Origin of the sequence: Pseudomonas sp. HMWF021, assembly GCF_003061005.1 — a bacterium.
In the GTDB taxonomy this organism is placed as follows: Bacteria; Pseudomonadota; Gammaproteobacteria; order Pseudomonadales; family Pseudomonadaceae; genus Aquipseudomonas.
Genome location: NZ_QAIK01000073.1, coordinates 7,619 through 21,529, shown reverse-complemented (window position 1 = coordinate 21,529; position 13,911 = coordinate 7,619). Strand labels below are relative to the sequence as shown.

14 protein-coding genes and 1 pseudogene are annotated in these 13,911 nt (G+C 60.6%); 5 read left to right on the top strand and 10 right to left on the bottom strand.

The window, feature by feature from the left end; genetic code table 11:
- Window positions 1-223, top strand: a pseudogene (locus tag DBR18_RS29035) (hypothetical protein); the annotation flags it as partial.
- A gap of 74 nt (window positions 224-297) precedes the next feature.
- Here DBR18_RS29035 and DBR18_RS10400 read toward each other — a convergent pair.
- A complete protein-coding gene (locus DBR18_RS10400; RefSeq protein ID WP_108590252.1) occupies window positions 298-549 on the bottom strand; it encodes a pyocin S6 family toxin immunity protein in 252 nt (83 codons plus the stop codon).
- Window positions 550-560: 11 nt separating this feature from the next.
- On the bottom strand, window positions 561-1,754 hold the full coding sequence (locus DBR18_RS10395) for an S-type pyocin domain-containing protein (protein ID WP_108590251.1): 1,194 nt from the start codon (window positions 1,752-1,754) through the stop codon (window positions 561-563).
- Window positions 1,755-2,086: 332 nt separating this feature from the next.
- Here DBR18_RS10395 and DBR18_RS10390 point away from each other — a divergent pair, with 332 nt between their 5' ends.
- On the top strand, window positions 2,087-3,181 hold the full coding sequence (locus DBR18_RS10390) for a PLP-dependent cysteine synthase family protein (protein ID WP_108590250.1): 1,095 nt from the start codon (window positions 2,087-2,089) through the stop codon (window positions 3,179-3,181).
- 133 nt (window positions 3,182-3,314) lie between these two features.
- Here the strand turns inward: DBR18_RS10390 and DBR18_RS10385 are convergent, their stop codons facing one another.
- From DBR18_RS10385 to DBR18_RS10375, 3 genes are all read right to left on the bottom strand, one after another.
- Window positions 3,315-4,928, bottom strand: a complete 1,614-nt coding sequence (locus DBR18_RS10385; RefSeq protein WP_108590249.1) for an NAD(P)/FAD-dependent oxidoreductase — start codon at window positions 4,926-4,928, stop codon at window positions 3,315-3,317.
- 97 nt (window positions 4,929-5,025) lie between these two features.
- Window positions 5,026-5,679: a COG3650 family protein gene (locus DBR18_RS10380; protein WP_007969466.1), complete on the bottom strand. Its 654-nt coding sequence runs from the start codon at window positions 5,677-5,679 to the stop codon at window positions 5,026-5,028.
- A 135-nt stretch (window positions 5,680-5,814) separates the two neighbouring features.
- Complete coding sequence (locus DBR18_RS10375; protein WP_108590248.1) at window positions 5,815-6,414, bottom strand: short chain dehydrogenase; 600 nt, start codon at window positions 6,412-6,414, stop codon at window positions 5,815-5,817.
- Window positions 6,415-6,517: 103 nt separating this feature from the next.
- On the opposite strand from DBR18_RS10375, the gene DBR18_RS10370 reads away from it, so the two are divergent.
- Window positions 6,518-7,432 carry a LysR family transcriptional regulator gene (locus DBR18_RS10370; protein ID WP_108590247.1) on the top strand — a complete coding sequence of 305 codons (915 nt, stop codon included), beginning with the start codon at window positions 6,518-6,520 and terminating at the stop codon, window positions 7,430-7,432.
- Window positions 7,433-7,631: 199 nt separating this feature from the next.
- On the opposite strand, the gene DBR18_RS10360 is transcribed toward DBR18_RS10370, so the two are convergent.
- From DBR18_RS10360 to DBR18_RS10345, 4 genes are read right to left on the bottom strand one after another with little or no spacing between them, the layout of a single operon-like run.
- The gene (locus DBR18_RS10360) at window positions 7,632-8,108 is read right to left on the bottom strand and encodes a DoxX family protein (RefSeq protein WP_108590246.1); all 477 of its coding nucleotides are present in this window, start codon (window positions 8,106-8,108) and stop codon (window positions 7,632-7,634) included.
- Window positions 8,105-8,863 carry a DUF2063 domain-containing protein gene (locus DBR18_RS10355; protein ID WP_108590245.1) on the bottom strand — a complete coding sequence of 253 codons (759 nt, stop codon included), beginning with the start codon at window positions 8,861-8,863 and terminating at the stop codon, window positions 8,105-8,107. The genes DBR18_RS10360 and DBR18_RS10355 overlap by 4 nt, the downstream gene beginning before the upstream one ends.
- Window positions 8,860-9,747: a DUF692 domain-containing protein gene (locus DBR18_RS10350; protein WP_108590244.1), complete on the bottom strand. Its 888-nt coding sequence runs from the start codon at window positions 9,745-9,747 to the stop codon at window positions 8,860-8,862. The genes DBR18_RS10355 and DBR18_RS10350 overlap by 4 nt, the downstream gene beginning before the upstream one ends.
- A gap of 25 nt (window positions 9,748-9,772) precedes the next feature.
- Window positions 9,773-10,081, bottom strand: coding sequence for a DUF2282 domain-containing protein (locus DBR18_RS10345; protein ID WP_108590243.1), 309 nt, complete (start codon window positions 10,079-10,081; stop codon window positions 9,773-9,775).
- Window positions 10,082-10,368: 287 nt separating this feature from the next.
- On the opposite strand from DBR18_RS10345, the gene DBR18_RS10340 reads away from it, so the two are divergent.
- Window positions 10,369-12,072, top strand: coding sequence for a DUF2599 domain-containing protein (locus DBR18_RS10340; protein WP_108590242.1), 1,704 nt, complete (start codon window positions 10,369-10,371; stop codon window positions 12,070-12,072).
- 34 nt (window positions 12,073-12,106) lie between these two features.
- A complete protein-coding gene (locus tag DBR18_RS10335; RefSeq protein ID WP_108590241.1) occupies window positions 12,107-13,345 on the top strand; it encodes a DUF2599 domain-containing protein in 1,239 nt (412 codons plus the stop codon).
- A gap of 159 nt (window positions 13,346-13,504) precedes the next feature.
- Here DBR18_RS10335 and DBR18_RS10330 read toward each other — a convergent pair.
- Window positions 13,505-13,911, bottom strand: a 407-nt coding sequence (locus DBR18_RS10330) for an ABC transporter ATP-binding protein (protein ID WP_256588665.1), incomplete at its 5' end; no start/stop codon positions are given.

Genomic DNA, 13,911 nt, shown 5'->3' with positions numbered 1-13,911 from the left:
GGGCAGCATCGTTGCGGCGGTCATCGGCGCCGTGGCCGGTGGCCTGATCGGTTCGGCCACCGAAGAAGGCCTGACCCGCACCCAGGGCGTGGAAATCACCGTGCGCGAAGACGACGGCAGCATGCGCGCCTACGTTCAACAGGTTCAGGAAAACGAAGTGTTCCGTGTCGGTGAGCGCGTGCGCATCTCCACCGTCGGTGGCACCAGCCGCGTTTCGCACTAAGCGGAAACGAGCGGTAAAAGAAAACCCCGATCAGATGACTGGTCGGGGTTTTTTGTTTGTATCAATTCGCTCGCTCAGTGCTGGGCACAGGTGCCCATGAAATACTCCAGACCCTTCGGGAAGCTGACGTTCAGGAGGGCTTCCAATGCACTTACTTGATCCGGACTCAATGACAACTCCCCAGGCTCCAGTTCGTTAAGCGGCTTGGATTCAATGAGCTGAGCAACTTTTTCATTCATTTCGCTACCGTTGATATCCAATTCAAACTGTAGCGAGCTGTCTTGGATTTCGTCAGGGTAAAACCCGGTTATTGAAAGGTAACGCATGTTTTAGTCCCTTAATTTCTAGAGGTTCTTCTATCCGGCTCGGCGGGCCCGGTTTGTTCACCAGTAATATGATTGAACTCACCCAAATGAGTGGTTCCCAGTTTGTCGTATTTTTCTACAGCATTGCTTTTGTAATCCCATTCATAGATCCGACCTTTACGGTCTACCCAGCGTGCTCGCCTCTTTCCTCCCCCCTGAACCGATGACTTGGACTTCACTCTGACTGCATCAGGAAACGCAGGTAGCGTCTTTGGGTGGTCGTAGTAGGCATGGTCGCGAGCTCGACTGAGCACAATGTAAACCGGCTTAACCCTCGAATCCGCCGGAAAGACCAGAATGAAATCCCGATACTCCGGCGGATAAACCGGATTCACCAGAACCCCGTCCGCCGCTTTCGTCGGTGGATACACCCAGATGTGCGGGGCCTGCGGTGCAGCCTCCAGCGCGGGGATGCCGAGGATGTCGGAGCCGTCCACGGCGGGCGTCCAGATCAGTTCGATGCCTTCGCCGAGGTCTGCGACAAAGCGGTTATCACGTGCGGTGAACTGCGCGACATCGACCATTTCCCAGTCGCGATTCTTGCCGGTGTAGAAACCATAACCCTTGAGGCTGCCGTCGGCCTGTTGTTCGACATGTAGGCGCACGCGGGTTCGAGCCTGTTTGAGGGCGAGCAACTGGTCTTCGGTGTAGAGGGCGCTGTCGCCCAGATTCGATGGCATGAGCAACGCCACCAGCCCGACCAAAGGGGTCACAACGGCGGCGGAAGCGATGGCGGGCAATGCCTTGAACGCCTCACCCGCAAGGGCGAAGGTGCCCAGGCCTGCCGGGATGGCAGTGCCGCTGATTTTCTTGAGTGGAACGCCGCCGCTGTCATCGGCTTCACGGCCGCCGAGCAGGATCAGCTCGCCGTAGTCCTTGAGGCTGTCGGTCGGCACCATCCCCGAAGAATTCGAGTAGTCGATGATCGCGTCCGGCAATTTGCAGGACTTGGCGAACACGCATCCGGCGCGAACGGGGTCAGGCTTTCGGGCCGCCATCTCGCGGCTGCGCTCGAAGGCCTCCTGCCGCGCCAGCATGGCGTCGTAAGCGTTTTGCCGGGCTTCGCGCTCGGCCAGTTCAGTGGCCGTCATGTAGCGCCAGGTGACGTGATGACCGTCGCCCGCCGGCGGGTTGGGAACCCGGGGAATGTCCTTGTTGCGAGCCACTGAGCGTCCTTTCGTTCATCCATCGACAACCCTTGGAGGGGCTGAACGACGTTAACGAAGTGGGCAAATACTGGCTGTAGGACGGGTCTTTGATTAGGTGCGGATTGTTCGTTATTTGTCAGGCAGGGGGCGAGCAGGTCGCTTCAGCTCGAAGAACGGGGGGCAGGTTCTGTGCAGTAACTGCAAAACCTGATACCCGTTTGCACAGAACCTGGCAGTTGGTGGATGAATTGAGTCTCAGCTGTATCTGTGAGGTCTGCAGGTTTTTTCCTATGCTTGAGAGCTGAGCCTGTGACGAGGCAATTCCTGCCCGACTCAACGAGAACATGACCATGAGCGACAACCGACAGTGGGCCCGTGAAGCCATCCGCATCATCGAAGCGGATTTCCAGCGCAGCGCCGACACCCATCTGATCCCCTTGCCGCTGCCGGGTTTTGCGGGCATCGAGTTGTACTTCAAGGACGAGTCGAGCCATCCCACCGGCAGCCTCAAGCATCGTTTGGCGCGTTCGCTGTTTCTGTATGCGTTGTGTAATGGCTGGCTCAAGCCCGGCGCGCCGGTGATCGAGGCGTCCAGCGGGTCGACGGCGATTTCCGAGGCGTATTTCGCGCGCATGCTCGGTTTGCCGTTCATTGCGGTGATGCCGGCGACCACCTCGAAAGAGAAGATCGCGCAGATCGCCTTCTATGGTGGCCAGAGCCATCTGGTCAAGGATCCGACGCAGATCTATGCCGAGTCCGAGCGCCTCGCCCGCGAGCATGGCGGGCACTTCATCGACCAGTTCACTTACGCCGAGCGGGCCACCGACTGGCGGGCGAACAACAACATCGCCGAGTCGATCTTCCAGCAGATGCGTTTCGAGAAACACCCGGAACCGAGCTGGCTGATTTCCAGCCCCGGCACCGGCGGCACCACCGCGACCCTTGGCCGCTACGTGCGTTATCGCCAGCATTGCACCCGCGTGTTGTGCGCCGATGCCGAGCGTTCAGTGTTCTTCGATTACTACCAGAGCGGCGACGCCAGTCTGCGTCTGGACTGCGGTTCACGGATCGAAGGCATCGGCCGGCCACGGGTCGAGGCCTCATTTCTGCCGAAGGTGATCGATGCGATGGTCAAGGTGCCGGACGCCTTGTCGCTGGCGGCCATGCATTATCTGGCGCAGCGTCTGGGACGGCATGTCGGCGGGTCGAGCGGCACCAACCTGATCGGCGCGCTGATGGCGGCGCAGCAGATGACAGCGGCGGGGGAGTCGGGGTCGATCGTGGCGATTCTGTGCGATGGCGGCGAGCGTTATGCCGACACCTATTACGATCAGGCGTGGCTCAAGGCGCAGGGGTATGAGCTGGAGGGGTTGATTGCAGCGGTGGTGGCGAGTGCCGAACGCGGTGAGCCGCTGCCAACCACAGTGCTGCGCGCGAATATCTGATACACCGAAAACCACTGTGGGAGCTGGCTTGCCAGCGATAGCGGATTGTCAGTCAACATCAATGTTGAATCTGAGTCCGTCATCGCTGGCAAGCCAGCTCCCACAGGGTTGCGCGTTTTGCAGATTTGGCTGATCAGGCTTCCAGACCGAGAATATCCCGCGCTACGGCTTCGGCGATACGAATCCCATCGACACCCGCCGACAGAATCCCGCCCGCATAACCCGCGCCTTCACCCGCCGGGAACAGACCTTTGACGTTCATGCTCTGCAGCGACTCGTTACGCGTAATGCGCAGCGGCGACGAGGTGCGGGTTTCGATGCCGGTCAACACCGCATCGTGCAGCGAGTAGCCGCGAATCTGCTTTTCGAACGCCGGCAATGCTTCACGAATCGCTTCGATGGCGAAGTCCGGCAGGGCCAGAGCCAGATCGCCCAGGGCCACGCCCGGTTTGTACGACGGCTCGACTTCGCCCAGCTCGGTGGACGGGGTGCCATTGATGAAGTCGCCGACCAGTTGCGCCGGGGCCTTGTAGTCGCTGCCGCCGAGGATGAACGCGTGGGACTCCAGGCGTTCCTGCAACTCGATACCGGCCAGCGGGCCGCCCGGATAATCGACTTCCGGGGTGATGCCGACGACGATCCCGGAGTTGGCGTTGCGCTCGTTACGCGAGTACTGGCTCATGCCGTTGGTGACCACGCGGTTCGGCTCGGAGGTCGCCGCCACCACGGTGCCGCCCGGGCACATGCAGAAGCTGTAGACCGAACGACCGTTCTTGGCGTGGTGCACCAGTTTGTAGTCCGCAGCGCCCAGTTTCGGGTGGCCGGCGTATTTGCCCAGCCGCGCGCGGTCGATCAGCGATTGCGGGTGTTCGATGCGGAAACCCACCGAGAACGGCTTGGCTTCCATGAAAACGCCGCGGCTGTGGAGCATGCGGAAGGTGTCGCGGGCACTGTGGCCGAGGGCCAGGACCACGTGTTTCGAATGCAGGGTTTCGCCGCTGGCCAGTTCTACGCCGACCAGTTGGCCGTCTTCGATCAGCACGTCAGTGACGCGCTCCTGAAAACGCACTTCGCCGCCCAGGGCGCGGATCTCTTCACGCATGGTCTCGACCATGCCGGTCAGACGGAACGTACCGATGTGCGGCTTGCTGACGTAGAGGATTTCTTCCGGCGCGCCAGCCTTGACGAATTCGTGGAGGACTTTGCGGCCGAGGAACTTCGGATCCTTGATCTGGCTGTACAGCTTGCCGTCGGAGAACGTACCCGCGCCGCCTTCGCCGAACTGCACGTTGGACTCGGGGTTGAGCACGCTTTTGCGCCACAGGCCCCAGGTGTCCTTGGTGCGCTGACGGACTTCGGTGCCGCGTTCGAGGATGATCGGCTTGAAGCCCATCTGCGCCAGCAGCAGGCCGGCGAAGATCCCGCACGGGCCGAAACCGACCACGATCGGGCGCTGGCTCAGGTCGCTCGGTGCCTGACCGACGAATTTGTAGCTGACATCCGGCGCCACGTTGACGTTACGGTCGTCGGCGAACTTGCCCAGTATCTTGGCCTCGTCGCGCACGGTGAGGTCGATGGTGTAGATGAAGCACAGTTCGGAGGACTTTTTGCGCGCGTCGTAGCTGCGCTTGAACAAGGTGAAATCGAGCAGGTCATCGCTGGCGATGCCCAGGCGCTGCACGATGGCGGCACGCAGGTCTTCTTCGGGATGGTCGATTGGCAGCTTGAGTTCGGTGATTCGTAACATGGCGAGGATCCGGATTCGCGGGGCGCACAACTGCGCCAGGGCGTTTGAAGGCCGCGATTATAAGCCGCAAAGACCGGATCCGGTGAGGCTAAAACGCTCAGTCGTTACGCGAACCGCCGAAATACCCGCAACCACGCTCGACCTTGCCGTCGATGCGCAGTTCGGCGCTCATGTGCTGCACGCTGCCGGTGCTGCTGTCGACGCAGCGTTGCGGCGCGACCCACAACTCGATGCGCTGGTTGTTGGCTTCGCTGCTGAGGTTGAAGCGGCCGTCGCCCAATTGTTCTTCGACATACGGCACGGCCAGCGCCGGTTGGCCTTCACGGTCGATGACCATGCCCTTGCCGCTGACTTTGACGTTCCACTCGGGCCCGTGGCCGGCGGCACGCAGGATCAGCAGCTTGAAATTGGGGTCATCGCACGCAGTGCCAGAGCGCTCGACGCGATACAACTGGCCGAGGTCGAGTCGGTCACCGACGAGCTTGCCCCGCACATCGGCAAACAGCTTGCCCTGCTGATCGGCGAGGGTCGCAGCCTCTTGCAGCACGCTGGTGCCGCCGATGTCGTTGACCACGTACTGACGCTGTTCGCCACAGGGCTGGAACACCAGTTTACCGTCGGCCGCCGTCAATTGCCCCTGCATCCGGGATTGCCCGACGTGGGACGCGCTTTCACGCGGGCCATCGAGCAACTGGCAGGCGGCGAACAACGGCAGCAGGGCAACAACGATCAACGAACGGGCAACACGCATCTTCGGCTCTCCAGACAAGTGCCGCCACGTTACGCAGGCTGACCATCAAATGCAAAAGATCGCAGACTGCGGCAGCTCCTGCATGGAGACGCACGCTCCTGTGCAGGAGCTGCCGAAGGCTCTGATCTTTTGCTCTTAACCGACGTGAAAAGTCTGACCGGTTTGCAGGCCTTCGACACTTTTGGCGTAGGCCAATGCCACGTCCGCCGCAGGAACCGGCTTGTAGCCACGGAAGTACGGGGCGTAGCTGCCCATCGCTTCCAGCAGAACCGTCGGGCTGATCGAGTTCACTCGCAGACCGCGCGGCAGTTCAATGGCAGCGGCTTTGACGAAGCTGTCCAGAGCACCGTTGACCAGTGCCGCCGAGGCGCCGGAGCGGATCGGGTCGTGGCTGAGCACGCCGCTGGTGAAGGTGAACGAGGCGCCGTCGTTGGCGTATTCGCGGCCGATCAGCAGCAGGTTGACCTGGCCCATCAGCTTGTCTTTCAGGCCGAGGGCAAAACTGTCGGCGTTCATCTCGCCCAGAGGGGCGAAGGTCACGTTGCCCGCAGCGCAGACCAGCGCGTCGAACTTGCCGGTTTGCTCGAACAGCTTGCGAATCGAGGCGCTGTCGCTGATGTCCACCTGAAAATCGCCGCTGCTGCGACCGATGCGAATCACTTCGTGACGCTGGCTCAGCTCTTTATCCACGGCCGAACCGATGGTGCCGGCGGCACCGATCAACAGAATCTTCATGGGCTGTTCCTCAATGGGTTGAATGAGGTTTCAGTCTAGAGTGGTTTTTTCTGCGGATAAGCGCACTAATAGGCAACCTTTGGTTTTCAAATGGAAACAATCCATGAGCGAAATGGATGATCTGGCGGCGTTTGCGGTATTGATCGAGGCCGGTAGTTTCACCCTGGCGGCGCAGCAACTGGGCTGCAGCAAGGGCCAGTTGTCCAAGCGCATCAGTCAGCTGGAGGCGCAGTTTTCGGTGGTGCTGCTGCAGCGCACGACGCGCCGTCTTAGCCTGACTGCCGCGGGTGCCGCTTTGTTGCCACAGGCGCAGGCGCTTGTAGTCCAGGTGGAGCGCGCGCGTCAGGCATTGGCGCGATTGAAGGACGATATGGCCGGGCCGGTGCGAATGACCGTACCCGTGTCACTGGGCGAAACGTTTTTCGATGGCTTGCTGCTGGAGTTTTCGCACAAATATCCCGAAGTACAGATCGAGCTGGAGCTGAACAACAACTATCGCGACCTGTCACGCGATGGGTTCGACCTGGCGATTCGCAGCGACGTGGCCAATGATGAGCGCCTGGTGGCCAAACCCTTGCTGGCGTGGCAGGAAATGACCTGCGCCAGCCCGGCGTACCTTGAGCAGTTCGGCGAACCCCGAACCCCGCAGGATCTGGTCGAACACCGGTGCCTGCTCAACAGTCACTACAGTGGCCGTGAAGAGTGGCTGTATCACCAACAGCACGAACTGCTCAGGGTGCCGGTGTCGGGACCGTTCGCCAGCAACCACTACAACCTGCTGAAAAAGGCTGCGCTGGCCGGCGCCGGTATCGCACGGTTGCCGTCTTATCTGCTGCAAACGGAACTGGCTGACGGCCGGTTGCGCTGGCTGCTGCGCGATTTTCAGACACGCCGCATGCCGATGTACCTGGTGCATCCGTACCAGGGTGGATTGCCCAAGCGCACGCAGGTGCTGGCGGATTATCTGATTGGCTGGTTCAAACGCAGCGGCGAGGCGCTGGATCGGCTGGCGCATTGACTACGATGCCCGTGATGCCCGTGATGCCCGTGAAACCTGTGATACCCGTGTAGGAGCTGCCGAAGGCTGCGATCTTTTGATCTTGAAAATCAAAAGATCGCAGCCTTCGGCAGCTCCTACAGAGACATCAGAGACATCAGAGACATCAGAGACATCAGAGACGTCAGGGACGTCAGGAACATCAGGGACGTCAGGGACATCAGCGGTTGCAGTACCTGGCAATCAGGTGATCAATCGACAATCTGCCCGGCCCGGTCGCCATCAGGTACAGCAACACCGCCGCCCAGGTGCCGTGGGTCGGATAGGCATCGGGGTATACAAATACTTCGATGACCAGCGTCATGCCCAGCAGTGCCAGCGCCGAAAAGCGTGTGGCGAAGCCGATCAATATCAGCACGGGAAAGAAGTGCTCGGCGAACGCCGCCAGGTGCGCGGCGATTTCCGGTGATAGCAGCGGCACGTGGTATTCGCTCTGGAACAACGGGATCGTCGAGTCCGCCAGGCGTGGCCAGCCGGGCTGAAAGGTGCCGTCGATCAAGTCGATGGCCAGCCCTTCGACCTTGGTCTGCCCGGACTTCCAGAACACCGCGGCAATCGAAAACCGGGCGATGAAGGCGATCAGGCTGTGAGGGATTTTTTCCATGAGGCCGAGGGGGCGAGTGATGAGGTTGTTCATGGCAATACCTTGTTGTGCAAAGCAGTGATTGCGTTGTGGCCAATGAGCAGGGCGAGGGTCTGCGGCAGATTGAAGGATGGACAGTGCTGTACCGCATCCAGCAACGGCTGTTGATTGAGCAAATGGCGGATAAACATGCTGGCTCCGAGATCGAGTGCGAAAACCTCCACCTCCAGACCGTTACGCAGCACCAGCGCCTGTTGCATCCGAGTGATGTCGATGCCCGCCAGGGTTGCGTTCTGTTGATGCGCAGCCCAGATCGAAACCACTGCATATGCAGAGTCCAGCAGGTGCAGGGAGGGATGAAGCGTGATTGTCAGTGCGGCCAGCGTTTGCGGATCGGCCAGTGCGGCGCTGATCTGATGCGCACTGACCGCCGCCGCATCGCCAGCGTGATAGGCGCGGGTGCGCAGGCGTTCGAGCCGGGCGACATCGGCCAGATACGGCACCTCGGCCGCCGGTTCGAAAGCCGCAATGAACGCTGCCAGACCGTCGCCATAACGGCTCATCAGCGGACTGCGCGGCGGTTGCTGCTGGATGAAAAGGCCGGCCATGGCGCGGAAGAATTCCTCGCCGACCAATTGCTGCACCACCGGATAACTGTCGGCCAGCGCGTTGATCAACGAGGCTTGCACGTTATTGCGATACACCGCAAAACGGCTGGCAGGATCGGCCCCATTGGTACTGCACAATCCGGCAGGGCAGGGCAGGCGAGTGTCGAGCAGGGCGGCAGCGAAATCGGCTTGAATGCTCATGGCTGACCCCCCGCACGCAGCAACAACGTTTCGGCCTGCTGCGCCTCGGCCAGCAGCACATTGAACGCCGGAACCTGATTGTCCCGTTCGATCAACGTTGCCACCGGGCCTGTGCGTTCCAGCGCTTGCTGATACAACGCCCAGACTGCGCCATCAATCGGTGCGCCGTGATCGTCGATCAGCAGGCGGTCGCCGAGGCTGTCGGCATCTTCGGCGAACCCGGCCAGATGAATCTCACCCACCGCGTGCAAGGGCAGCGCGTCGAGGTAGGCCAGTGGATCGCGCTGATGATTGACGCACGAGACGTAGACATTGTTGACGTCCAGCAGCAGACCGCAGCCGCTGCGGCGAACCACCTCGGCGATGAACGCCGGTTCATCGAGGGTCGAGCGTTCGAAGCCGAGATAGGTCGCCGGATTTTCCAGCAGCATCGGACGCTTGAGGGTGTTCTGTACCTGGTCGATATGTGCGCAGACGCGGTCAAGCGTCGGCGCGTCATACGCCAGCGGCAGCAGGTCATTGAGGAACACCGGGCCATGGCTCGACCAGGCCAGATGTTCGGAAAAGGATTGCGGTTGATAGCGCTCGATCAGCGTTTTCAAACGTTGCAGGTGCTGAACATCCAGTGGCCCTTCGGCCCCGATGGACAGCCCGACACCGTGCAGCGAGAGCGGATACTGCTCGCGGATCAACCCGAGGTAATGATGAAACGGGCCGCCGTCGACCATGTAGTTTTCGGCGTGGACTTCGAAGAAACCGAGGTCCGGTCGAGTGCCGAGCACTTCACGCAAGTGCCCGGTCTTGAGCCCCAGTCCCGCACGGGGCGGGAGCCCGCCAAGGGCTGCCCGAGTGCGCGGTGGGACAGGTTCGTTGTGTATGAACATGAGCGTCACTCGGGCAGACCGTGGGTCAGGACTTGGCTTTGAATGCTTCCATCTGACCGAAGCCGGTCGGCGAGGTCTTGCTCTCGGTGGTGGCGCAAGTGCCTTTCGGTACGAACTTCCATGCGTTGGCCTGGTAGTCCATCTTCGCTGTGCTGGCACAGGTGGTGCCTGCGCCTGCGGCGCAATCGTTGTGACCTTTCATGGCCACGCCGAAGCATTTTTCCATGTTGCTGGTATCAGCGGCACTGGCGCTGGAAACGGCAGTCATGCTCAGGGCGGAACCCAGGGCCAGAACCAGGGCAGTAGCGGACAGGGTGCGAGTGGTAGCAGTCATGATGTTTCTCCAGATTTGAGCTTGGGTTTTACAAGCGAAGTGCGCTTGCTTGTCCCACTAGAGAACGCTCATGGCGATGCGTTACAGCGCAGCCGAAATTTTTCAGAAAAAATGCAAAACCCTGTAGGAGCTGCCGCAGGCTGCGATCTTTTGACTTTGATTTTAAATTCAAAGGCCAGATCAAAAGATCGCAGCCTTCGGCAGCTCCTACAGGGATTTCTGCGGTTCCGCGTCTATAGTCATTTCAACGGCCCCTCTCGCAGGCCGATTTACCAGGACGGTATCTCATGACGAAGGATCGCTCAGCTCGCGCTGCGCTATTGCGCAGGACTTCCTCTTTTGCGCTCGCCTGCACGCTGCCATTGCTGTTCAGTACGGTTTGCGCGCAGACGCAAGTGGATCCGCTGGACACGCTCAAGCGCATCAACAACAACTACAACACCCTCAAGGACGCTTGCCAGGAACCGGACACCGGTGCTGCGCGCGGGTTGTATTACTGCAGCGGCGTGACCTTGCGCATGGTCAATGACGGGCCGTTCAATCCGTGGGATTACAGCCCCTACGCGATCAGGATCGGCGCCACTTCCTATTCGTGGATTCGCAAGGATCTGAGCACACGGATTCTGATTCACCCCGCCGGTTTCATCCTGCGCACACCCACCGATGCGGCGGCGTTGAAGCTGCCGGTCAAGGAGCAAGGATTCACCTGCATCTACGCGTTCGATGGTGGCACCGGACCGGAGCGCAAGTGGTACGGCTGCGGTTTCTTCGACAGCCGCGAACCGCCGCGCACGGCCCAGGGCGCGATGAACAATCGCAATGCCGCGCTGGCCTACGGGACTTGCGCCGAGGCCGGTGTCACCACCGCCGAGCAGTGGACACAGAAATACACCGGGCTGATGAAAGGGCCGATCCAGTACGGCCAGTGTTCGTGGAACGCGGAAAAAACCAGCGACTGGCACGCGATGATCCGCGTGCACGAGTCGCGCCCGAACACCACCAACAAAGACCCCTTTGCCTTCAGCGCCCAGGTCAACGAGTTCATGTTGAAGAACGCCACCGCGACCAACGACGGCAGCGAGAACATGAAGTACATCGATGCCTTCATCTACAACGTCAACAGCACGCAGAACTTCGCCACCCGCGGTGATCAGGCACCACCGAAACCGGAGAACGGCCTCAACAGTGCGCGCAATTTCCAGAAGAAACTCCAGGCCCAGGGCTACAGCGTGCCGATCCTGCGGCTGGATTTCACCAAACCTGCCGAACAGCGTTTCAGCTATGTCGCCGCCGATCAGGCGATCGCCGAAATGGTGGTGGGTGGAGCCCCGGCGCCCAGATACATCGCTGATGCCGTGTGGATCGAGCGTTACGACCCGGGCAGCAAGAAAAACGAATGGTCGCTCAAGGTCACACCGACTGCCGAGGGCAAGGCGATACAGGCCAGCAATCAGGACGCCGTTTATCAGGAGTTGTCAGCCCTGCGTGGCGCCGACAGCCAGTGGCGCGATCACGAGAAATCAGCAGGGAGCATGCGTCAGCAATTGAGCTGTCTGGTACAGAACTACCCAGCCAAGACCGAGTGGAATCTGGAACCGTTCCGCCCCGTGGTCAGCCCGCAGGAAGCGGCTAAGGCCGGATGCAATCCGGTGGCAGCCCCGGCGCCGCAATACATCGCCTCGGCCGACTGGATCAAGCGTTACGACCCCGGCACCCGCAAGGATGAATGGAGCCTGAGCATCGTGCCCACGGCAGCGGGGCGCGCCTTGCCCAACGACCAGCTCGGTGCCTTGTACGACCAGTTATTCGCGCTCAAGGGCGCGGACAGCAATTGGCGCGACAACGAAACGGCGGCCGGCAGCATGCGCCAACAATTGGGCTGCGTGCTGGCCAACTATCGCAACAAGACGCCGTGGAATCTCGAGCCGTTCCGGCCGGCGCTATCGGATGCCGAGACCCGGGCCGCCGGTTGCAACCCGGTTCCGCGTTAAGTGTGTGTGTTGGCTAATCAAGGAGATGCAAGCCATGAACAAACGTCTGAACAGAATCGCGCCGTTGCTCGTGTTGCCGCTGTTGGTGCATGCGGCATGGGCCAGTGCCGAGTCATGCGACGAGACGCTGAGGAAGGTCGAAAAACTCTACAACAACACCGTCGACAGCTGCGGTCAGGATCCCGCGTCGGACTGCTCCGGGTTGCTGGTGCGCGGCACGCACCGCGCCGACCCGGCGAAGGGGCAGAAATGGGACGTGTGGAATCCCAGCCCGAAAGCCGTGGAACTGGGCACGTTTGCCGCCTCGTTCATGCGCGCCGACGGCATCAGTTATGAAGATCCGGGCATGAGCACGCAGAACGGCTATCTGATTACGCCCCGGGATCTGGTGAAAGACCCCGAGACGCCAGTGCACGTCTATTGCGCGTTTCCCAACGATGCCTGGACCGACTTTCGCAACGATCGTGGCTGTGGCGACAACAAGAACACCGCCCCGACCGAGGCGGTCTGCCAGGCCATGAAACCGTCGATTGCGAGTCCCAATGCCTGGGTGGCGCACTTCACCCAGTACAACAACAATCGCCAGCAGGACCAGTTGCAGTGCGGCTTCAACATGCGCAATCCGATGAGCAGCAAGGAAAGGGTCGACGCCTTCCGCAACTTCATGGGCGCGCGCAAAGTCATCAACAGCCGTGAGTTTCAGACTCAGACCGAGCTGCGCCTGGGCAATCCGAAAACCGATGAACTGCCGATTCTGGCGTTCTTCTACAGCGATCAGCGCGGCTTGAACGACGCGTTGGCCAACCAAAAGGACTACAAGGCCAAGACCGGCAAGGATCGCAACATCATCAAGATCGACTTCCCGAAAACCCCGGTGGCCAAGGCCACATTCTCGTGCATCCAGACCTCGACGCCGGCACAACCGAAATTCTGCGACAAGTACATCGAGTCCAGCACTTGGGTACAACGCCCCGATCCGAAATTGGGGCCGAACACCTGGTCGCTCTCGGTGGTGCCGACCGCGTGCGGGCGGGCGATCAAGGATGACCAGACCGATCGGATGTTTGCCGAGCTGTACAACAAGCACAAGGACGATCCGCAATGGCGCGAATACAGCGTCAATGGCGGCTCTTTGCGGCGGCAGATGGTTTGCCATCTGGCAGCAACCTACGAGGGCAAGCCAGTGCGCGACAAGCCTGAGTGGAATCTTGAACCGGCGCGTCCGTATGTCGATCAGGCCACCGCTGTAGCCCAACACTGCAACCCCTACTGACGGCGCTGCCCTTGTAGGAGCTGCCGCAGGCTGCGATCTTTTGATCTTGCTTCTAAAAAGGCAAAGTCAAAAGATCGCAGCCTGCGGCAGCTCCTACAGGTGGGATGTGTGAGGTATAAAAAAACGGCCCGAAGGCCGTTTTTTGTTGGGTGAAATGCATCAACCGCCGAGGTACGCCTCGCGTACTTTCGGGTCGGTCAGCAGCGCTTCACCGGTGCCTTGCATGACCACGCGGCCGTTCTCCAGAACGTACGCACGGTCAGCGATTTTCAGCGCCTGGTTGGCGTTCTGCTCGACCAGGAACACCGTCACACCGTCCTTGCGCAGCTGTTCGATGATGTCGAAGATCTGCTGGATGATGATCGGTGCCAGGCCCAGCGACGGCTCGTCGAGCAGCAGCAGTTTCGGCTTGCTCATCAGCGCGCGGCCGATGGCGAGCATCTGCTGTTCGCCGCCGGACATGGTGCCGCCGCGCTGGTTGAAGCGTTCTTTCAGGCGCGGGAACAGGCCGAGAACCTTGTCCATCTGCTCCTGATAGTCGCCCTTGTCGGTGAAGAAGCCGCCCA